Here is a 21,887-nt window from a genome sequence, read left to right as displayed (position 1 = left end):
GCTAGGCGCTCAAACCACTGCGCCGGTCCCGCCGCCAATGTCTGGCGCAGCCCAGGCCGAAGCCGATATGGCCGTCGATGTCTGGCTCGACAGTGTTCAGGCGTTTGACCGCATCCCGTCGCTATCGGCGGCGATCGTGCAGGGTGACCGTATTGTCTGGTCCCGCGGCTATGGCACGCTGGATGCCGCCCGCTCGATCCCCTCGGGACCAGACACGGTCTATTCCATCTGCTCGATCTCAAAGCTGTTTACCTCGATCAGCCTGATGCAATTGTGGGAGAAGGGACTGGTCAAACTCGACGAGCCGATCACAACGTATCTGCCATGGGCGAAGCTGAAACCGGTCGAGGAAGACAGCCTGCCCATTACGCTGCGCAGCGCCCTCACCCATTCCGCGGGCTTGCCGCGCGAATCGGACTTTCCCTACTGGACCGGGCCGGGCAATCCCTTCCCGACCCATGAACAGATTGTTTCGCGTATCGGCGATCAGCAGCCGCTGTGGGAAGCCTCCCGCCGTTACCAATACAGCAATCTTGGCCTCACCCTGGTTGGTGAAACCGTTGCGGCAGTCTCGGGCGTATCTTTCGGGGATTACTCCCAAAGCCATGTGCTGGAGCCGCTGGGCCTGAAGGACACACATCCTTTCATGCCGATGCCGCTCTATGGCAAGCGGCTCGCGGTCGGCTGGGGTGCCATCAAGCGCGACGGAACGCGGGACCTTCTGAAACCGTTCGATACGCGCGGGATCGGGCCAGCTGCCGGCTACACATCGACAGTTGAAGATCTGGGACGTTTCGCCATCTGGCAATTCCGCCTGCTGCGCAGCGGTCAACCTGAAGTCCTCAAGGCCTCGACGCTCGCGGAAATGCAGCGTGTCCAGTTTACCGATCCTGACTGGAAGGTCACGCGCGGGCTTGGCTTTCAGATCAGGCGAAAGGGCGATTCCACGTATGTCGGCCATAGCGGCGATTGCCCGGGTTACCATACCGCGCTGGTGATGCGCCCCGCCACCGAGACGGCCGTGGTCGGCATGCTGACCGGGGCTGAACAGCCGAGCGTCTACGCCGACGCGATTTTCGAACTGCTGGACAAGCGCAAGGCCTTTTCGTTCAAGGGCGCTCCGCCCGTGAATGTCGATCTGGCAGCTTATACCGGTCGCTATGGCGGCCAGCCCTGGACCTCGGATGTTGCGCTCATGCCTTGGGCTGGCGGCCTTGCAATGCTGAGCCTGCCGTCAACCGACCCGGCTGGAAGCCTTAGCTTCTGGAAACCCAAGGGCAATGACATCTTTCGCCGCGTCCGAGATGATGGCAGCGAGGCCGACGACTTGCGGTTCGAGCGCGACGCGGCGGGCAAGGTCGTGCGCTATATCCAGTTCAGCAATCCTCGCGAAAAGATAGGGACGTTCGGCGCCAGGCCGTGATGGAACCGGTCGTGCCGGATGCAATGCCGCACGGCGTCCAGGTTCCCTTTGACCGGCCCGCCGCACGCATCACGCGTGATCGAAGCTGTCGCGCATCGCGCGGTCGATCAACTGGCGCACCACCGGATTGGGGAAGCGCCGCTGGGTGGTGACGGCGAGGAAGGTTTCGGCGATTCCGGGCAGCCCTTCGGCTTCCACCAGCGTACCGCTGCCCAGCTCGTCGCGCACCACGATAGGCGGCAATACGCCCAGCGCATGGCCTTTGCGCACCATCAGACGCATCATGGCCATGTCGTCCACCTCGGCGGCGATCTGCGGCCTCAGATCCAGCCGGTCGACCAGCGCATCGAAGCCGCTGCGCACGCCGCTGCCCGCGATTGGCAGGATCACCGGATGCGCACGCAGGAGGTCGGCGACAGCACGCGTCTCGCCCAGCAGCGCGCGCGTGCCGATCAGGCTGACCGGCTGCTGCGACAGCTTGTGGACGATGAACGGGGTCAGCGCGTCGCTTGCCGGGGTCTGGTTGGTCAGCACGACATCGAGCGAGAGCGATTGCAGCGCGTTGAGCAATTCACCCTGGCTGCCCGAACGCAGCACGACTTCGATATCGGTGCGCGCGAGGAGCGGTTCCACGAAGCTGATCTGAAAATTGCGCGACAAGGTCGCAAGCGCGCCGATCCTCACGGCCTGCCGCGCATTGCCGGTTTCCCTGAGCGTGCCGAGCAGTTCCTCGCCCGTCGCAAAGATCGCATCGGCATGGTCGAGCGTGATGCGGCCGGCCTCGGTGAGATGCAGCGCGCGTCCGCGCCGCTCGAACATGGCATGGCCGAGCCGGTCTTCCAGCTTGCGGATCTGCACCGAGAGCGCGGACTGCGAGACGTTGAGCCGCTCGGCCGTGCGCGAGAGGTTTCCGTCCTGCGCGACAGCCCAGAAATAGCGGAGGTGGTTGTAGTTTAGCTCGGCCATATCGTTCACTTAAAACGAACGTTATCGGCTAAACAATGAATTTTTTGCAGAGCATCGGTTTGGGTAGGAGCGGGGCAACGTCGCAAGCCCCTCCAGCGGAGCCCCGATCATGCCCCTTCACGTTCTCGTCCTCGCCCCGCCCGCGCTGCTGCTGATTGCAGCCGTGCTCGGCTTCGCCCAGCCGGGCCGCATCGGCCGCGGCCCGCTTGCCCTGATCGAAGGCCTCGCGCTGCTCGCCGTGGCGATGGCCGGTGGCGCAATGGCAGGGCTTGCCATCGGGGGGGGCACCACGCTCACACTGGCCGCCGCCGGCCCTGCCCTGCCGCTGCTGGCCTTCCGGCTCGATCTCATCAGCGCGACGATGCTGCTCCTTGTCAGCTTCGTCGGCTGGATCGTGGTGCGCTATGCCCGCGTCTATCTCGATGGCGAGACGCGCCACGGCGTGTTCATGGCCTGGCTGGCGACAACGCTGGCGATGGTCATGCTGCTCGTGACGGCGGGCTCGCTGGTCCAACTGCTCGGCGCATGGATCGCGACCAGCCTCGCGCTCCACAAGCTGCTGCTGTTCTATCCCGAGCGTGTTGCTGCGCAGCGCGCCGCACGCAAGAAGTTCGTGACCGCCCGCGCCGGTGACGCTGCGCTGCTTGGCGCCGCGCTGCTCCTCTTCGGCGCCTACGGCACGGCCGACTTGCCCGCGATCCTCGCCGCCGCGCATGCCGGCATGGGCGGATATGCTGCCATGGCCGCCGCAGGCCTCCTTGCGATCGCCGCTCTGCTCAAGTCCGCGCAGTTTCCGCTCCACGGCTGGCTGACCGAAGTGATGGAAGCGCCGACCCCGGTTTCCGCGCTGCTTCACGCCGGTGTGATCAACGCCGGCGGGTTCCTGCTCATCCGCTTCGCTGATGTCATGCTGCTCGCGCCCGGCGTGCTCGCGGTCCTCGTCATGGCTGGCGGCTTTACCGCGCTGTTCGGCGGGCTCGTCATGCTCACCCAGCCTGCGATCAAGACCTCGCTCGCCTGGTCGACCGTCGGCCAGATGGGCTTCATGATCATGCAGTGCGGCCTCGCGCTGTTCCCGCTCGCGCTGCTGCACATCGTGCTGCACTCGCTCTACAAGGCGCACGCCTTCCTCGCTTCGGGCGGCGCGGTGGAGCAGATCGCGGCGGCGCGGCGGCCCGGGCCGGTGGCGATCCCCCGCCCCGCCGCAGTCGGCCGCGCGTTCCTTGCCGCGCTCGCGATCTACACCCTGATGAGCTTTGCCTTCGACGCGCTGCCGGGCTTCCACCACAAGTCGCCGCAGGCGATTGCGCTCGGCGCGATCCTCATCTTCGGCGTCGCCTACCTCTTCGCGCAGGGCCTTGCCGATAGCGCGCCGCGTGCGCTGACCCGCAAGATGGCGGTCTACGCGGTTGCTGCCTCGATCGGCTACTTCACGCTCCACGGCCTCACATTCTGGCTAACCGCCGGGACGCTGCCCGCCACGCCGGCGCCGGGTCCGCTTGAATGGACGTTGATGGTGCTTGCGGTGCTGAGCTTCGGCCTTGTCGCGGTGGCGCAGTCGATGTTCCCGCTCTGGGCCTATCACCCGGCGGCGGCGGGCCTGCGGGTCCACCTTTCCAACGGCCTCTACGCCAATGCCCTGTTCGACCGGATGCTCGGCGGCTGGGCCATCAAGCGGCCTGCCTAGCTCGCCCAGCCTGAACCGAACTCTCTCTTCCCGAAGGATCACTCCCATGCTCATGATCCCCACCGACAACAGCCAGACCCTCGCGCAGCTCAAGGTTGCGGCCGATAGCGCCGCCCGCGCCATTCCGCCGGTCTGGCCGCTGGCCTCCAGCGTCGCAGTCAATCCCTACCTCGGCCAGACGGGCCTGACCCTTGCCGAGACCGCCGCGCTGATGGCGCGCGTTTCGGGGACTCCGACCACCATGCCGCGCAGCTGGTACCGCGAGAAGCTGGCGAGCGGCGCGATCACCCAAGGCGACCTTGCCGCCGCGCTCGCCGCTTCGCCGCATGCGGGCAAGCCCGGCTCGCTCGCCGCGCTGCTGGCTGCGGTCGGGCAAGATCCCGCGCCGATCAAGGCCGTGCCGACGGTGGCCGATCTTGCCGCCAGGGCAACCGGCATCGATTGGCCGGGGATCATCGCAGAACGCTTCGGCGCCTGGGCAGGTGGCTACTTCGATCAGGGCCAGGCGCTGTGGGCCGCACCGCGCGGCAAAGGCGCCTATGCCGCGTGGCAGGCCGTCGCCTCGCACGATCTGACGCCGGAAATCGTCGGCCTCACCGGCTTCGGCAGCTTCGTCGCCGATGCCCCGGAACGCGCCGCGGAAGCGCTGGCGAGCGCGGTCACCGGATTGCAGCTACCGACCGCGGCGCTCGAGACTTACTTCCACAGCCTGCTCGTCACGCTGGGAGGCTGGGCCCATGTCGCGCGCTACGAGCTGTGGCAGGCCGAGCTTGCCGGCAAGAGCGACGAGACGATCACGGACTTCCTGACGATCCGGCTGCTGTGGGAACAGGCGCTGCTTGCCCGCTATGGTGCGCAAATCGGCCAGAGCTGGCTGGCAACTATCGCCGCGCACGAGGAACCGGTTGCGCCGAACGCAGACCAGATCATCGATACGATCCTGCAGGAAGCCGCCGAACGTGCCGGGCAAGCGGCGCTTGCCAAGACGCTCACCTCGAAGCTTCCGGGCCAGGAGCGCCAGCCGCCTGTGCTGCAGGCCGCCTTCTGCATCGACGTGCGCTCTGAAGTGTTCCGCCGCGCGCTCGAATCGCTCGACCGGCGGATCCAGACGCTTGGCTTTGCCGGGTTCTTCGGCCTCACCGCCTCGCACCAGCGCTTTGCCTCGGACGTTGCGGAGCACCGCCTGCCAGTGCTGCTGAACGCCGGGCTTACCAGCCGGACTGGCGGTGAAGGCGCGGCCCATGCCCGCCACACGGCCCGCGCCGCGCGGGCATGGGGCCGGTTCAAACTGGCCGCAGTCTCCTCGTTCGCCTTCGTCGAGGCGGCGGGCCCGATCTACATCGGCAAGCTGCTGAAGGACGCGCTCGGCCTCAAGGCGAACCCGGTGCCGCGCGATCCCAAGCCCTTCGCCGATCCCGCGCCCGATGCGGCAACGCGCGTCGGCATGGCGGCCACGATCCTCAGCTCCATGTCGCTCACCACCGATTTCGCGCCGCTGGTGCTGCTGGCAGGGCACGGCGCCAACGTGGTCAACAATCCGCATGCCAGCGGCCTGCATTGCGGCGCTTGCGGGGGCTATTCGGGCGAAGTCAATGCGCGGCTGCTGGCCGGGCTGCTCAACGATCCGGAAGTGCGAGCAGGGCTGATCGACAAGGGCATCGTGATCCCAGAGACCACGCTGTTCGTCGCGGCACTGCACGACACCACGACCGACGCGGTCACGCTCTATACCGAGGACCAGCCCAGCGCGGTGCACCGCAATGCGATCGCGCAGGCGCAGCAGTGGCTGGCGGCGGCGGCCGTGCTCACCCGCAGCGAACGCGCGCTGCGCCTGCCGCGCGCCAATGGCGACGCAAGCGTGATCAAGCGCAGCCGCGATTGGTCGGAAACACGGGCCGAGTGGGCGCTCGCCGGGTGCAAGGCGTTCATCGCCGCGCCGCGCATGCGCACCTGCGGCCGCAGCCTCGAAGGCCGCGCATTCCTCCATGACTATGTCTGGCGGCGGGACGAAAGCTTCGGCGTGCTCGAGCTGATCATGACCGCGCCGGTCGTCGTCGCGAGCTGGATCAGCCTGCAGTATTATGGCTCGAGCGTGGCACCGCAGCTGTTCGGAGGCGGCAACAAGCTGCTGCACAACGTGGTCGGCGGGATCGGCGTGATCGAAGGCAACGGCGGGCTGCTGCGCGCGGGTCTGCCATGGCAATCGGTGCACGACGGGCACAAGCTGATGCACGAGCCGCTGCGCCTTTCGGTCTGCATCGAAGCCCCGCGGGAAGCGATGGCCGCGGTGCTCGAAAAGCACGCCGGGGTACGCGCGCTGTTCGACAACAAGTGGCTGCACCTCTTCGCGATCGACGACGAAGGGCAACTGGCCTGGCGCTACGCCGGCGATCTCCGGTGGGAGGCGGTCGCCGGGACTGCACCGGCGGAAGCGGCGGCGGAAATGGCGATCTGAGCCGTGGCGGGAGCACCCCCGCCATGGAACGGCGAAAAGGCCGTGCTGGCGACAATGCACGGCAAGGAGCGGGCGATTGCCCCCCTTGCTGCGCGTTTCCTCGGCCTGGAGGTTGGCGTGGCCGAGGGGCTCGATACCGACAGGTTCGGCACCTTCAGCCGCGAGATCGAACGCGCAGGAACCCCGCGCGAGGCCGCGCGTGCAAAGATCGCAGCGGCCTTCCGGCTGGCTCCCGAGGCCCGCGTCGGGATCGCCAGCGAAGGCAGCTTCGGCCCGCACCCGCAGCTGCCGTTCGCCGCGCTGAACCGCGAACTGGTGCTCCTGCGTGACCGGAAGACCGGGCTGGAACTGGTCGGCCACCATGCAACCATCGCCACCAATTTCGCCCACGCATTGGTGACGGATGCGGCGGCGGGCCTTGCCTTTGCGGCAAAGGCGGGATTTCCGGCGCATGGCGTGATCGTGATGGGGGTGCTGGATGGCCAGCCCGCTCCGCAACTGGCGCTGTTCAAGTCCATTGGCACCGAGGCGGAGCTTGTCGCAGTGCTTGGCCGGGCAATCGCAATGACCGGCGCGGCGCACATCGAAACCGACATGCGCGCGCACCGCAACCCGCGGCGGATGCGCGCGATCCGGCGGGCCATGCTCGATCTCGTTCGCCGCTCACGCAGCCGCTGCCCGCAGTGCGCGCGGCCCGGCTTTGCGATGACCGGGCGCGTTCAGGGTCTGCCATGCGCATGGTGCGCCAGTCCCACCCACCTGACCCGCGCCGAAGTCTGGGCCTGCGAGGGCTGTGCGCATAGCGAGGAGCGCCCGGTCCAGGCCACCAGCGCGGACCCCGTGCACTGCGAGGAATGCAACCCCTAGATTCTGGATCTAGGCCGCGAGCCGGTCGAAGCCGCTCGGCGTCATGTCCTCGCCAAACCGCCAGGAGGATACGGTGATCCCGCCGAAGAGATCGTCCTGCGAGTAGATGCAGGTGGCGGGATCAGCCCCCGCCGCGCCGAGCGCAACCATCAGCGGGATCAGGTGATCCTCGCGCGGGTGGGCCTGACGCGCGGCGGGTGCGGCTTCCCAGCGCATCAGTTCTGCGGCGCGGGCCTCCGGTTCAAGATCGAGCAGGGTATGGCGCAGCCAGCCGTCGAACTGCCGCGAAGGCTCGGCGGCGCGCGCGTCGAACAGGCGCAAGTTGTGATAGGATAGCCCCGAACCCATGATCACCACGCCTTCCTCGCGCAGCGGAGCAAGCGCGCGGCCCAAGGCAAAGTGCGCGGCTGGGTCGTAGCCGATCTTCATCGAGAGGCTGACGACAGGGAGATCCGCCTCGGGCCGGATCGGCTGCATCATCGAGAACGTGCCGTGATCGAACCCGCGCGCGGGATCATCGCCGACGGCAATACCTGCCGCTGCCGCAAGCTCTTGCACACGCGCGGCCAGTGCCGGATCGCCCGGTGCGGCATAGCGGATGTGGTAGGTGTGTTCGGGAAAGCCGGAGTAATCATAGACCATGCCCGGCTGCGCGGCGCTGGACACCGTGAAGTCCCGCTCTTCCCAATGGCCCGAGACGGCAAGCACGGCGCGGGGCGGTTCGGGCAGCTGCGCGGGCAGCGCCTTCAGCGAGGCTTCCAGCCAGGCAAAGCCTTCGCGGAACGGACCATCGAGCCAGGGCCAGGGGCCGCCGCCATGCGAGAGAAAGAAAACGGGCTGTTTCATGCTCCTGATCTAGGCAGCCAACCCGCGTCGCAACAGCCCCAAGTTTTGCGGGTATCCGTTCGATTTGATCGAACGGTCAGAGCTTCGCCAGCACTGCCGCCGCGCTCTGCGCAATCCGCGCCTTCTCCGCATCGGCGAACTTGTCGTACGTGCGCACCATCTGCGCCATGCGCGGATTGCCGGCGATCTTGCTGCGGTGGCGGGCTATGAAATCCCAGTAGAGCGGATTGAACGGGCAGGCATTGGCCCCTGTTCGCTGCTTCACATCATAGCGGCAGGTGCCGCAGTAGTTCGACATGCGGTTGATATAGGCCCCGCTCGCGGCATAGGGCTTGGAGGCGAGCAGGCCGCCATCGGCGAACTGGCTCATCCCCACGGTGTTGGGCAGTTCCACCCATTCATAGGCATCAGCGTAGACGCTGAGGTACCATTCGTGGAGTGCGTGCGGATCGATGCCCGCGAGCAGCGCGAAAGTGCCTGTCACCATCAGCCGCTGGATATGGTGGGCATAGGCGTGCTTGCGCGTCTGCGTGACGGCGGCGCGGACGCAGGCCATGTCCGTCTCGGCGGTCCAGTAGAATTCGGGCAGCGGGCGCGTGTGCTCAAGGAAGTTGCGCTGCTCATAGCCCGGCATTGTCAGCCAGTAGATCCCGCGCACATATTCGCGCCAGCCGATGATCTGGCGGATGAAACCTTCCGCTGCGTTGAGCGGCACCCGGCCCGCGTGCCATTCCGCCTCGACCGCGCGGCAGACTTCCAGCGGTTCGAGCAGGCCGCAGTTGAGATACTGCGCAATCACCGCGTGATAGAGGAACGGCTCGCCCGCCAGCATCGCGTCCTGATAATCACCGAAGCGCGGCAGCGCCCGCTGCACGAAGGCAGCGAACGCGGCTTCGGCATCGGGCCGGGTAACGGCGAACTGGAAGGGTTCGAGATCGCCGAAGTGATTGCCGAAGCGGCTGGCAACCAGCATCAGCACCTCCGCCGTGATTGTGTCGGGGGCAAAGACCGGGGGGCGCGGCATGAACAGATCCGGCGCGGCGGCCTTACGGTTCTCGGCGTCGTAGTTCCACTCGCCGCCTGCGGGCTTGTCGCCGTCCATGAGCAGGCCGGTGCGGCGGCGCATCTCGCGGTAGAAGTACTCCATCCTGAGCGCCTTGCGCCCCTCAGCCCAATCGCGGAACACCGGCAGCGGGCAGATGAAGCGTGTATCGGGCATGACCTCAACCGGCAGGCCAAGCGCGGCCGCCCAGCCCGCGATCATCTGCGCAACGCGCCATTCGCCCGCCTCGGTCACGAGGATGCGCTCCGGCCGATGTGCCGCGACCGCACGGGCCACTTCGCCGCTGAAGCTGCCGGTATTGCCCGCTGCATCGAGCGTCACATAGTCGACCGTCCAGCCAGCCCCGCGCAGTTCCTCGGCAAAATGGCGCATCGCGCTGAACAGGAAAGCGATCTTCTTCTTGTGGTGGCGCACATAGGTCGCCTCCTCGCTGACTTCGACCATCAGCACGCGGTCACGCGCCCTGTCGGCGGCTTGCAGCGACGAGAGCGAGGGGCTGAGCTGATCGCCCAGCACGAGGACAAGTTTGCTCTTGGGCGGGCTCACAGATCGAGCGCCAGTTGTGAGGTAGCCGGGCGGCGGCGGGACTTTTGACCGGTCATCGGCATGCCTGCCTTGCGGCTGCCGTGCTTCTCGGCAATCCGGCTCGCGGTTACGCGGTGGCCCTTCGCCACGCGCACGGCATGCAACGCCTCACGCGCCGCGGCGGCGGCCTTGCGGTGATCGACGATCGGCGGCGGATAGGCGAGGCCGGCCGCGCCTTCCCATAGCCATGGCTCGTGGATCAGCGGGGCGGGCACTTCAGCCAGTTCGGGCACCCACCTCCGCACGAACACGCCGTCCGGATCCTGATCGTGGCCCTGCTTGACCGGATTGTAGACGCGCATCGTGTTGATCCCCGTGGTGCCCGATTGCATCTGCACCTGCGACCAGTGAATGCCCGGCTCGTAATCGACGAACTGCCGCGCCAGATGCAGCCCGGTAGCGCGCCACGGCAGCCAGAGCTGGTAGCTGGCAAAGGAGACCAGCATCGCCCGCATGCGGAAGTTGAGCCAGCCGTGGGCATCCAGCGCGCGCAGGCAGGCATCGACGAAGGGAAAGCCGGTGCGCCCCGTGCACCACGCGGCCAATATCTCGGTATCGGGGAGATCGGGGCGCAGCCCGTTGTAGGCGGGGTGCAGGTTCTCGAACTCGATGCGCGGATCGTCTTCCAGCTTCTGCATGAAATGGCAATGCCAGTGCTGGCGGCCGGTGAACGAGATCATCGAGGCGCGCCAGCTGCGCCCTGCCGTGCTTTCATCTGGGCGCAAGCCCTTGAGGCGAACCGCGCTGGCCTGCGCCACCTCGCGCAGTGAAAGCGTGCCCCAGGTGAGGTGCGGGGAGAGCCGCGAGCTTGCATCGAAGGCAGTGACCGGGCTGGACATCTGCCAGCGATAGTCCCGCCCGCGCCGTTCGAGGAAGCTGGCAAGCGTGGCGAGCCCCGCCGCGCGCCCGCCGCGCTGGCGCTGCGGGCAGGGATCGGGCGCAAGGCCGAGATCGGCGGCGGCCGGGATACGCATGGGCCAATCGGCGCCCAGCGGCTCAAGCGCAGCGGGCGGCGCGGTCAGCGGCTCGGCCATGCGGCGATCCCATGCGCGGGCCCAGCCGCGGCGGGTCTTGAGACGGCGGATAACGCCGGTCTGCGGCAGCTCATGCCACGGCACACCGGCCTCTCGCGCCCAAGCGGCGACCGCCCTGTCGCGCGCAAAAGTCCAGCCTTTGCCGGTTTCCTCATGGCTCCACAGCGCGGCAATACCGTGGCGCGCATGGATCTTCTGCAAGACGGCGCATGCCTCCCCGCGCACCACGCACAGCGGCTGGCCGAGCCCGCCGAGCGCCGCTTGCAGTTCGGCGAGGCTCTCGGCAGCGAAAGACCATTGCCGGGCGGAGGCATCCTCTTCCGCCCAGAGCCCGGGTTCGGCAATGTAAAGCGGCAGCACTGGCCCTTGCTCCGCCGCGAGGGCTAGCGGCCGATGGTCCGCTACGCGCAAGTCGCGCTTGAACCACACGACTTGCAACGGCCGCTTCACAGCATGCCCTCGGCGCGCAGATGCCCTTCGATCTCGGCGTTGAAGACGAAGAAGCCGCGCCGCGCGTGGGGCCAGAGGCCCGCGTCCCAGCGGCGGCGCACCGGACGCAGCGCGATCCCTTCGGCAGCAAGGGCAGGTTCCAGCGCGGCAAGCGCGTCGGCGACCGGGCCGACCGGCGCATAAGGTGTCAGCACCTGCCGGGCGCCTGCCGCTTGCGCAGCAGCGATCACCGCTTCCGGATCATAGCCTTGCGCCAGTTCTGCACCGCAACTGAAATGCGCCGCCGCGCGCGTCGCTGCATCGGCAATGCCCTCGCTCGCAAAGCGCTGCGCCGCATCGCCCCACAGGAGCGCCGGATCGCCGACCGCGAGCACACCCGCCACTGGCGCATCGGCGGCAAACAGCGATTCGGGGTTCAGGTCCTCGTGATGGACCAGCAGCAGGCCGGGTGCTGCGGGATCGGGTGCGGTGAGCTGCCCAAGTGCGCTCGCCGGCCCGACGGGAGGTTCGGTCAGCGCCGCCGCTTCTTCTGCCAGCCCTTGCGGCGAAAACCGGCCTTCGGTGTAGCGCGCGATATTGTCTGCGCGCGCGAGGTAGGTCTTCCCGGCCGTCTGCAGCCCCGCCACCCAGCGCCAGGAGAGCGTGTTGCTGGCAGCATCGGCATCGATCAGATGGCGCAGGAAAAAGTCCGCACCCAGCGTCCAGGGCAGGCGCAGCGTGAAGATCCAGATCGAGGCGAACCACATCCGCGCGTGATTGTGTAGATAGCCGGTCTCGGCGAGTTCGCGCGCCCAGGCATCGAAGCAATCGATCCCGGTGCGGCCCTCCGCTGCCGCCGCGAGATCGCCGCTGTCCGCCATGCCATCGCGCGCCGCATCGCGTTCACACAGGAAGCGCTGCCAGACCACGGGGCGCTGCTCCAGCCACCCCTTCCAGTAGGTGCGCCAGCAGACTTCCTGAATGAACTTGCCAGCCGCGCTGAAGCTGTGGCGCGCGAGCACGTTGGCCACCACCTCCTGCTCGGTCACCAGCCGGTAGCGCAACGCAGGAGACAGGCGCGACACTGCGGCGGGCCGCCCCGGGCCCGGATCGGTGTTGCGGCCAGACGCATAAGGCGCACCGGCACGCGGCACGAACCGGTGCAGGTGATCAAGCGCAGCGCGCCGGGTAGGGGCGGGAAACATCGCCAGGCCTTTGGCCTTGCTCGCCATGGCAGCCCATATGGTCATGCGGGCAAGCGCTTGGAACTGCCCGCTTTCGCAAAATGGCCAAAGCGTAATGTTCCGCTCACACCGGCGACGGGCACGCAGGCCTAGAAGGGGTTCCGACGATGGGCGCCTGTCACGGGAATCGTGACGTGACGGTCCCCTGTTCCGATTACCGGTCCGGCGCCCATCGTCACCCATCTGGCTGCCGCAAACCCAGCCCGTGCGAGAGGTGTTCCTTTTGCGCGCGGCCTTGCTGTCGCCAGCTCAGTCTATCGGGAATTGAAAAGTGCCTCGTCCGATCTTCTTCGATCCCACTGGTCGCCGCCGCCGCCTGACCCGGCGCGGTGCGTTCACCGGTCTTGTCTTGCTGCTCGTGGCCGCGATCATCTTTGCAACCACGGTCGTGGCGGTTCCCCCTGCCGCGCCGCTCCCTCTTGGCTTCGAGCGCCAGGCCCCCTTCCCGCTCAAGACGCAGGTCAGCCGCATTTCGCAGCGGATCTCGCAGCGTCTGAGCCAGTTGTTCGGCCGTCACATCACGCCGGCGGCCCACGGCCACACGCAGGCTCTCAGCGTGGGCTTCTATACCTCGTGGACCGACGGCAGCGCACAGACGCTGGAGCGCCATATCGGCCAGCTCGACTGGGTCGCGCCGACGCTTTTCTCGCTGGGCCAGAATGGCAGCCTGGTCGTCACCGACGATGCGCCGCTGCGCCGCGTGCTGGCTTCGGCGTTGCATCGCCCGCTGGTGGTGCCCGTGTTGCAGAACGCCGCAAACGCCAAGTGGGATGGCGCTGGAGCAACTGCGGTGATGCAAAGCCCCGCCCGCCGCGCCGCGCTGGTGAACCAGATCGATGCCGCGCTCGACAAGTCGGGTGATGGCGGCGTGATGATCGACTTCGAAAACCTGCCCAAGCCCGGGATCACGGCGCTGCACAGCTTCCTCGGCGATCTTCACGCCCGACTGGCACCCAAGCACCGCGTTGTGTCGGTGACCATGCCGATCGACGATACCGACTGGTCTGCGAAGAGCCTGGCCGAGGTGGCCGACAAGGTCGTGCTCATGGCCTATGACGAGCACTGGCAGGGCGGTGAGCCCGGCCCGATTGCTTCGAACGCGTGGTTCGGCGGCCATCTCGCCGAACAGCTCAAGGGTCTGGCGGCAGACAAGGTCATCGTCGCGCTCGGCAACTATGGCTACGACTGGTACCGTGGCCACGCCGATGTGCAGACGGTGGAAGAGGCTTGGCTTTCCGCGCACGACAGCGGGACCATGCCGACGTGGGACAAGGCCAGCGGCAACACCGGCTTCGGATATCTCGATGATGAGGACGCCAATTCGGCGACACCGCCCGAGCGGCACCAGGTGTGGATGCTCGACGCCGCTTCCAGCTGGAATCAGATGCAGATGCTCTCGCGCCTTGGCGTCGGTTCGGTCGCGCTGTGGCGGTTGGGCTCGGAGGATCCGGGCTTCTGGGACGTGCTCAAGGCCTGGCGCGGCGGGCGCGGGCTTGCTCCTGATCTGAGCAAGATCAAGGAGACCAACAACGTCGATGTCGAAGGCAACGGCGAAATCCTGCGCATCGATGCCACGCCTCGGGAAGGCTCGCGCCAGATCCACTACCTGTCCGCCCAGCCCGGCCGCCCGACGCTGATCGACGACGAGCATTATGACAACCTGCCGACGCCATATGTAGTGCGCCGCACCGGCGACCGCCCCAAGCTCGTCGCGCTCACCTTCGATGATGGTCCGGATCCCAAGTACACGCCCGAAGTGCTTTCGGTGCTTGAGCGCTACCACGTGCCGGCGACGTTCTTCGTGATCGGCGAAAACGGCGTGGCGGGTCGCAGCCTGCTGCAGCGCATGGTCGCCGATGGGGACGAGATCGGCAACCACAGCTACACCCATCCCAACATGGCCGAGGATTCGCCGACAGGCGTGAAGCTCGAGCTCAACGCCACGCAGCGGCTGATCGAGGCTTATACCGGCCGCTCGACCCGCCTGTTCCGCGCGCCCTATTTCGGTGACGCCGAGCCGACCACGGCCGACGAAATCGGACCGGCGCTCATCGCGCAGAGCGAAGGCTATACCGTTGTCGGGCTTCACGCCGATCCGGGCGACTGGATGAAGCGCAGCGCCGACGACATCGTGAACCGCACGGTCGACGCCGTCGAGCATGCCACGCCCGATCGCAGCGCCAACGTGATCCTGCTGCACGATGGCGGCGGCAACCGCGAGCAGACCGTGCTCGCGCTGCCCCGGATCATCGAGCGGCTCGAAGCGGACGGCTACCGGCTCGTGCCCGCCTCCACGCTGGCCGGGCTCAAGCGCGATGACGTGATGCCCCAGGTCAAGGGCTGGGATCTCGCCGCAGTGCGAGTGGATGTCACCATCTTCTCGGTGCTTGCGCTGCTGCTCGCCGGGCTCAACTGGAGCTTCTTCTTCGCGATCGCGCTGGGCGTGATCCGCGCGCTCGGCCTCACCGGGCTCGCGCTCGTGCCCGACCGGCGCAAGGTGCCCGCACTCGACAACGGCTACCAGCCGCTGGTGAGCGTGATCATCCCGGCTTACAACGAGGAGCGCGTGATCGAGAGTTCGATCCACCGCATTCTCGCCAGCGATTATCCGCACATGGAAGTCATCGTCGCAGACGATGGTTCGAAGGACCGCACCAGCGCGATCGTCGCCGCTGCGTTCGGCAACCACCCGCAGGTGCGGCTGATGACGATGGTCAACGGCGGCAAGGCCTCCGCGCTCAACCGGGCGCTGGCGGTGGCGAGCGGCGAGATCGTCGTTGCGCTCGATGCCGATACCCAGTTCGAACCGCAGACGATCGCGCGGCTTGTGCGCTGGTTCGAGAACGAACGCGTCGGCGCGGTGGCGGGCAATGCCAAGGTGGGCAACCGGGTCAATCTCGTCACCCGCTGGCAGGCAGTCGAATACATCACCGCCCAGAATATCGAGCGCCGCGCGCTCACTCGTTTCGGCGCGATCATGGTCGTGCCCGGTGCGGTCGGGGCCTGGCGGAGCAGCGCGCTGAAGGATGTCGGCGGCTATCCGGAAGATACGCTGGCCGAGGATCAGGATCTCACCATCGCGATCCAGCGCAAGGGCTGGAAAGTGTGCTACGACGAGGACGCGGTGGCCTGGACCGAAGCGCCCGAAACGCTCGGCGCGCTTTCCAAGCAGCGCTTCCGCTGGGCGTTCGGCACGCTGCAGTGCCTGTGGAAGCATCGCTCGGTGCTGTGGCAGCGCCAGCCCGCCGGCCTTGCCTTTGTCGGCATGCCGCAGGCGTGGCTGTTCCAGATCCTGTTCGCGCTGATCTCGCCGCTGATCGACCTCGCGCTCGCGGTTTCGATCTTCGGCACGGCGCTCAGGGTCATGCAGCATGGCTGGGCCCAGACGCAGACCGATGTGCTGCGCATGGGGCTTTACTGGGCCGTGTTTACCGCGATCGATCTCGTCTGCGGCTGGGTCGCCTTCCGGCTCGACGTGCGCGAGCGGCGCTTCCCGCCGATCCTGCTGCTGAGCCAGCGCTTCGTCTACCGCCAGCTGATGTACGGCGTGGTGATCCGCGCGGTGGGCGCGGCGCTGCAGGGCCTCGGCATCGGTTGGGGCAAGCTGGAACGGACAGGCCGCGTTTCAGCAGGTCAGGTTTCAGGCGGGCAGGCGCAGGGTGGCAACAAGGCCCTTCCCGCCTGAGGGCCCCTCCGCGGACGGATCGCCGAGCATGAAGCTGCCGCCATGGAGCCGCGCCACTGCGGCGACCATCGCAAGGCCCAGCCCGACGCCGGGCCGGGTCCGCGCATCATCGAGCCGCACGAAGCGCTCGACCACGCGGGCCCGGTCGGCGAGGGGAATGCCGGGGCCGTTGTCTTCGACCGCAATCTCGGCCCAGCTCATACCGTCCACATCGAGCACGGCGCGCGTGGTCACCAACACCGCGTTGCCGCCGTACTTGAGCGCGTTGTCGATCAGATTGGCGAGCGCGCGTGAGACGAGCTCCCGGTCAGCCGGGGCGGTGACCGGCTCGAGCAGCACTTCGAGCCGCACATTCAGCTGCTCTGCCAAAGGATCGTAGAGTTCAACGAGATCTTCCGCCACGGCCGCCAGATCGTGCGGACGGCGCCGGTCCTCCACCGCGCCGCCTTCGATCAGGCTGATCTCGAGCGCGGTTTCCAGCATCGCGCGCAGGGCATCGGCATCGGCCCGCGCGGCTTGCAGCGCTTCGGATGCGCGCGGCTCCTCCACGCGTGCGAGCGCGAGATCGATAGCCGCCGAAAGCCGCGCCACCGGCGAGCGCAAATCATGCGCGAGCGCGCCGGAGACCGCGCTCAGCTGCCCGACCAGTTCGCCGATCCGCTCAGCCATGACGTTCATCTGCTGACGCAAGTGATCGAAGCCGTCCCCCGTCCCCTCGATCGGCACGCGCGCCCCGAAATTGCCCGAGGCGAGTTCGGCCGCGGTTTCTGCGATGAGGTGGGTGCGGCGGCTGATGACGAAGCCCACGACTGCCGCGCTCAGCAGCGCCATCAGCACGGCCACTCCGATGGTGAGCTCGGCGGTGGATGCAAAAGCCACGTCGATGCGCCGCTCGGTCAGGCTGACCACCCCGACGATCAGCCGTTCGCCATCGGGCAGTTGGCCGACAAGCGCGAGCCCCTCGCTTGGCGGCAAGTCCGGCCCGCGCCGGACCACGACATTTTGCGGCCGCGCCGCCAGCGGTATCTCCGGCACGCGCACGAGATTGCTGAGCACGGGCTGGCCCTGGCCGATCAGCGCGATGAACACGGCGGGATCAGCCGCGCTGCCGCGGCGGGCGGTGATGAATTCCGCGAGTTCCTGGTGCCCGCCGTCGTAGTAGGCGGCGAGCAGGTCATCGCGGACGTCCGTTACCTGCCGCTCGCGGTCAAGCCGTACCACATCAAGCATCTGCCCGCGCAGGAACAGGATCACCAGCGCGCTGGAGACGAGCTGCAGCACAAAGATGGCGGTCACCAGCCGCACCATCGTCGGCGAAAGGCCGCGGCGGGCGGTCCGGCGGAAGTTTCGCAGCGCCATCGGCCCGGTCAGTCGGCGGCGAGCCGGTAGCCCGCCCCGCGCACGGTGTGGAACAGGGACTGTTCCTCGCCATCATCGATCTTGCGGCGCAGGCGGCTGATATGGACGTCGATCACATTCGTGCCGGGATCGAAGTGATAGTCCCACACCGCCTCGAGCAGCATGGTGCGAGTGACGACTTCTCCGGCGTGCATCAGCATGTATTCGAGCAGGCGAAACTCGCGCGGCTGAAGCGCGATCTTGCGGCTGCCGCGGCGGACTTGCCGGGTCAACCGGTCAAGCTCGAGGTCGGCACAGCGCAGCATCGTCTCCTGCGCCTGCCGGACCCCGCCCGCAGCACGGCGCAGCAGCGCCTGGATCCGCGCGAGCAGCTCGCCAAAGGAAAAAGGCTTGCCGAGGTAGTCATCCGCCCCGGCGGTCAGCCCGGCAATCCGGTCATCCGTGCTGGCCAGCGCCGAAAGCATGATGACCGGCGTCGCCATCTCGGCCGCGCGCATGGCCTTGAGCAGCGCGAGCCCGTCCATGCCCGGCAGCATCCGGTCCAGCACGACGAGATCGAACTGGCTGTCCGTCGCGAGAAACAGGCCGTCCCTGCCATTATCGGCGCGGTCGACCGTAAAGCCTTCCTCGGCAAGACCGGACATGATGTAGTCCGCGATCTGGGGATCATCCTCGACGAGCAGAATGCGTCCTGCCACTGGGTCAATTCCATATTGCAACAAAAACGAAGGCTTTCGCGTGCACCATGAACACCGGAGCAGCGCCTCGCAAGCGGTTTCCCGGCACGCACTTTGGCGCCTCCTCCGCCCCCCGATCGGCCGGACCTGAACGGGAACTTTACCGCAACGAAATGTTGCTGAAATTTTCCGCTAAGGCATGGCGCAGAATCGCGTTAAGACGCGCGGAAATCGCACCGGACAACCTGCCCGAACGGGTGTTTCCGGCGCGATTTGCTCTATTGAACGCCGGCAAGCGATGACGCGGCTCGCCGGACGACGTACCAAACGGGCGCAGTTTGCCGCAAAGGCGGGTGTGCCACATGCCGGATGACGAGATACCGATGGACAGCTCAACCCCGATCGCCCGCACTGTTAAGAACGCGGCCAAGAATGTGGCAAACCTCCTCGCCACGGCCGCACCGGCTGCCCTGATTGCAGGTGCAAGTCCTGCATTTGCCGACACCACAGTCAGCACTGCAACGACCACTCCGCTGGTAACTTCGTCGGCCGGCGCGGTGACCGTGGCAAGCGGCGGCACGATCAAGCTCGACACCGGCACGGCCGTGACCGTCGATGCGTCGAAGGACGTGACCGTGCAGAGCGGCGGTACGCTGGACATGGGCGCAGGCAACGGCGCTTCCGGCATCGTGGCCCAGAGCGGCACAACCTCCAACATCTCGAACGCGGGCACGATCCAGGTGCTCGAAAGCTTTACCGCCCCCGATGCCGACAAGAACGGCATTCCCGACGGCCCGATCGCGCAGGCGACAGACCGCTACGGTATCCGCATCGCGCCCGGCGGCACGTTCACCGGCGCCATTTCAAACACCGGCACGATCACGATCGAAGGCCTGAATTCGGCCGGTATCGCGGTGGATTCGGTGCTAACCGGCTCGGTCACCAACACCGGCACCATCAAGACCAAGGGTGACAACTCGGTTGGCATCCGCACCGGTGCGGTTTCCGGCAACGTGGCGGCAGGCGGCACCATCGGCGTGGTCGGCAGCGGCGCGCAGGCGCTTGTCGTGAACGGCGATGTCGGCGGCCTCGTCAAGATCGACGGCACGCTCTCGCAGGCGGCAACGTACACCGCAGACGACGGCACGACGCAGACCCTCCCGCGCAGCGCTCTCGCGACCGGCAAGGCGGCAGTCGAAATCAACGGCAACGTGGCCGGCGGCGTGATCGTGACGACGGCCTCGGGCAGCGGCACCACGGCGGAAACCACCGGTTCGATCCAGTCCGTCGGCAATAGCCCCGCGCTCCAGATCGGTGGCACCCGCGATATCACGATCGGCGGCGGCACCACCACGGCAGGCACCTATTCGCTCGGCATCGACGGCAGCGTGGCTGCGAACGCGACGTTCAGCTCGACCAATGCTGCGGCTGTCGTGATCGGCGGCAAGGGCGGCAACGTCACGCTGACCAAGGGCATTTCCGTGAACGGTAGCGTGACCGCGACGACAGTCGATTCCGGCGCGGTCGGCATCCTGATCAATTCAGGCTCGACGGTCGGCACGCTCTACAACAACGGCACGATCAGCGCCGTGATCAGCCAGCCGGGCATCGGTTCTTCGGCGGCGATCAAGGATCTGTCCGGCACGCTGACCACGATCAACAACAACAAGACCATCTCGGTCACCGGTTCGAGCGAGGACCGGCTTGCTGCGATCGACGTCTCGGCCAACACCACTGGCGTCACGATCAAGCAGTACCTCAACAGCACTGACGCCACGTCGCAGACAGCCGACAAGGCCGCGACCGGCTACAATCCGGATACCGCCACGGTCTACACCTCGATCAAGGGCAATATCTACACCGGCAGCGGCAACGATACGCTCGACGTCGGTTCGGGCGCGATCATCGGCAACACCTTCCTCGGCGCCGGTAACGATACGGTGAAGCTGGCCGACGACGCCAAGTACACCGGCAACATCGATTACGGCACCGGCACGGCGTCGCTGGCGATGACCGGGAACTCGCGCTTCACCGGAACGCTGATCCTCAATGACCAGGTCGGCGCGCTGACCCTTGCCGACAACGCGATCTATCGCGGCACCGTCACCGGCGGTTCGCAGCTTGCGGTCAGTGTCACCGGCGGCACTTTCGGGGCCAATGCGGCCAATACGACCACGATCAAGTCGCTCGACGTCGGCGCCAATGGCACCCTCGGCGTTTATGTCGATGGTGACACCGGCACGGCATCGAAGCTCGTCGCGGGGACTGCAAACTTTGCCGGCGGCGCGAAGATCTCGGCCAAGGTGACCTCGCTGGCCAAGGCGGAAGGCACCTACACCGTGCTCAGCGCCGGCACGCTGACCGGCGGCGCGAACGTCGCGACCTCGGCGCTCAACCTGCCAGTGCTGTTCAAGGGCACCGTCGCGGCCGTAGGCAATGACGTGACGCTCACCATCGCGCGCAAGTCGGCCAGCGAGATCGGGCTCAATGTCCCGCAGTCGCAGGCCTACAACGCGATCCTTGCCAATGCTGCGAAGGATACGTTGCTGCAATCGAGCCTGCTGCAGGTTGCGGACACCGCCACGCTGCAGACTCAGTTCAACCAGATGCTGCCCGATTATTCCGGCGGCTCGCTCGATCTGCTCACGCGCGGCACCCGCCTTGCCGCGCGCCGGATCGACGATGATTCGAGCTGGTTCACGATCAGCGGCGCCGGTGCCTGGATCGAGCCGATCTACTTCAAGGGCAAGAAGAGCGCCGGTGCGACCGCGGGCTACAGCAACAGCGGTGGCGGCCTCTCGTTCGGCTTCGAAAAGGCGCTGGGCTTTGGCCACGTCGGAGGCTCGTTCACCTACTTCACGGGTAATTCGACCACTGACGCCACGCAGAAGGTCAAGGTAAGCGACATCGAGATCGCAGGGTTCTGGCGCCTCGCCTCGGGCCCGCTCTATGCCTATGCGCGCATCGGCTATGGCCGGCCCAGCTTCACCTCGACGCGCACCTTCACTGGCGCGGTCGACAGCCAGTCGTTCAGCTATGCCGCGGCCGGCAAGTGGAAGGGCACGCTGATCTCCGGTGCGGGCGGCGTGTCTTATGCCATTCCCTTCGGCGATCACTTCAAGATCAAGCCGCGCGCAACGATCGAGTACTTCCGCCTTAAGGAAAACGGCTACACCGAGACCGGCAACTCTCAGCTTGCGCTGACGCTGGCAGGCCGCACAAGCCAGGTGGTGAACGGCTCGACCACGCTGGTCGCCAGCTGGAGCACCGCGCCGGGCGATTACGAGAACCGTCCGTTCACGATCGAGGTCGAGGGCGGCCGCCGCAGCCGCATCTCGGGCGAAGTGGGCAACACGGTCGCAACGTTCAACCGCGGCGCGACCAGCGGGGGCGACACGTTCACGCTGACCGGCACGCAGCTGCCTTCGGCGTGGACCGGCGAAGTCAGCCTGATCCAGGGCGGGCTCGACTACACGTGGAAGATCAGCGGCGGCTACGAAAAGCTGGAAGGTGGCGGCACCGGCTACTCGGCCCGCGCGTCGCTTGCCATCGCGCTCTGATTTTCGG

General features: G+C 67.0%; 13 protein-coding genes. 6 read left to right on the top strand and 7 right to left on the bottom strand.

The window, feature by feature from the left end:
• Nucleotides 1-67 precede the first annotated feature (67 nt).
• A complete protein-coding gene (locus ACO056_RS04345) occupies nucleotides 68-1,423 on the top strand; it encodes a serine hydrolase domain-containing protein (RefSeq protein ID WP_421852352.1) in 1,356 nt (451 codons plus the stop codon).
• A 69-nt stretch (nucleotides 1,424-1,492) separates the two neighbouring features.
• Here ACO056_RS04345 and ACO056_RS04340 read toward each other — a convergent pair whose 3' ends face one another.
• A complete protein-coding gene (locus tag ACO056_RS04340) occupies nucleotides 1,493-2,389 on the bottom strand; it encodes a LysR family transcriptional regulator (protein ID WP_421852349.1) in 897 nt (298 codons plus the stop codon).
• A gap of 109 nt (nucleotides 2,390-2,498) precedes the next feature.
• On the opposite strand from ACO056_RS04340, the gene ACO056_RS04335 reads away from it, so the two are divergent.
• The 3 genes from ACO056_RS04335 to ACO056_RS04325 are packed head-to-tail and all read left to right on the top strand — an operon-like array spanning nucleotide 2,499 to nucleotide 7,398.
• Entirely contained in the window at nucleotides 2,499-4,076 is a 1,578-nt protein-coding gene (locus tag ACO056_RS04335; protein ID WP_421852346.1) for a proton-conducting transporter membrane subunit, read from the top strand.
• A gap of 46 nt (nucleotides 4,077-4,122) precedes the next feature.
• Nucleotides 4,123-6,531, top strand: a complete 2,409-nt coding sequence (locus ACO056_RS04330) for a YbcC family protein (RefSeq protein ID WP_421852344.1) — start codon at nucleotides 4,123-4,125, stop codon at nucleotides 6,529-6,531.
• Nucleotides 6,532-6,534: 3 nt separating this feature from the next.
• On the top strand, nucleotides 6,535-7,398 hold the full coding sequence (locus tag ACO056_RS04325; protein ID WP_421852341.1) for a DUF6671 family protein: 864 nt from the start codon (nucleotides 6,535-6,537) through the stop codon (nucleotides 7,396-7,398).
• A 9-nt stretch (nucleotides 7,399-7,407) separates the two neighbouring features.
• Here the strand turns inward: ACO056_RS04325 and ACO056_RS04320 are convergent, their stop codons facing one another.
• From ACO056_RS04320 to ACO056_RS04305, 4 genes are all read right to left on the bottom strand, one after another.
• The gene (locus tag ACO056_RS04320) at nucleotides 7,408-8,244 is read right to left on the bottom strand and encodes a DODA-type extradiol aromatic ring-opening family dioxygenase (RefSeq protein ID WP_421852338.1); all 837 of its coding nucleotides are present in this window, start codon (nucleotides 8,242-8,244) and stop codon (nucleotides 7,408-7,410) included.
• Between the two features lie 76 nt (nucleotides 8,245-8,320).
• Complete coding sequence (locus tag ACO056_RS04315) at nucleotides 8,321-9,853, bottom strand: cryptochrome/photolyase family protein (RefSeq protein ID WP_421852335.1); 1,533 nt, start codon at nucleotides 9,851-9,853, stop codon at nucleotides 8,321-8,323.
• Nucleotides 9,850-11,376: an FAD-binding domain-containing protein gene (locus tag ACO056_RS04310; RefSeq protein WP_421852332.1), complete on the bottom strand. Its 1,527-nt coding sequence runs from the start codon at nucleotides 11,374-11,376 to the stop codon at nucleotides 9,850-9,852. The genes ACO056_RS04315 and ACO056_RS04310 overlap by 4 nt, the downstream gene beginning before the upstream one ends.
• Nucleotides 11,373-12,605, bottom strand: coding sequence for an FAD-binding domain-containing protein (locus ACO056_RS04305; RefSeq protein WP_421852329.1), 1,233 nt, complete (start codon nucleotides 12,603-12,605; stop codon nucleotides 11,373-11,375). The genes ACO056_RS04310 and ACO056_RS04305 overlap by 4 nt, the downstream gene beginning before the upstream one ends.
• A 265-nt stretch (nucleotides 12,606-12,870) precedes the next feature.
• On the opposite strand from ACO056_RS04305, the gene ACO056_RS04300 reads away from it, so the two are divergent.
• Nucleotides 12,871-16,284, top strand: a complete 3,414-nt coding sequence (locus ACO056_RS04300) for a glycosyltransferase (RefSeq protein WP_421852326.1) — start codon at nucleotides 12,871-12,873, stop codon at nucleotides 16,282-16,284.
• On the opposite strand, the gene ACO056_RS04295 is transcribed toward ACO056_RS04300, so the two are convergent.
• Nucleotides 16,240-17,643, bottom strand: a complete 1,404-nt coding sequence (locus ACO056_RS04295) for an ATP-binding protein (protein WP_421852323.1) — start codon at nucleotides 17,641-17,643, stop codon at nucleotides 16,240-16,242. The genes ACO056_RS04300 and ACO056_RS04295 overlap by 45 nt on opposite strands.
• 8 nt (nucleotides 17,644-17,651) lie before the next feature.
• Nucleotides 17,652-18,341: a response regulator transcription factor gene (locus ACO056_RS04290; protein WP_421852321.1), complete on the bottom strand. Its 690-nt coding sequence runs from the start codon at nucleotides 18,339-18,341 to the stop codon at nucleotides 17,652-17,654.
• A gap of 362 nt (nucleotides 18,342-18,703) precedes the next feature.
• Here ACO056_RS04290 and ACO056_RS04285 point away from each other — a divergent pair, with 362 nt between their 5' ends.
• Entirely contained in the window at nucleotides 18,704-21,880 is a 3,177-nt protein-coding gene (locus tag ACO056_RS04285; protein WP_421852318.1) for an autotransporter domain-containing protein, read from the top strand.
• The last annotated feature ends 7 nt before the right edge of the window (nucleotides 21,881-21,887 follow it).

Origin of the sequence: Novosphingobium sp. (assembly GCF_965228995.1) — a bacterium.
Classification (GTDB): Bacteria; Pseudomonadota; Alphaproteobacteria; order Sphingomonadales; family Sphingomonadaceae; genus Novosphingobium.
The sequence above is the reverse complement of the archived record's forward strand: the minus strand, read 5'-3'. Positions and strand labels throughout refer to the sequence as shown.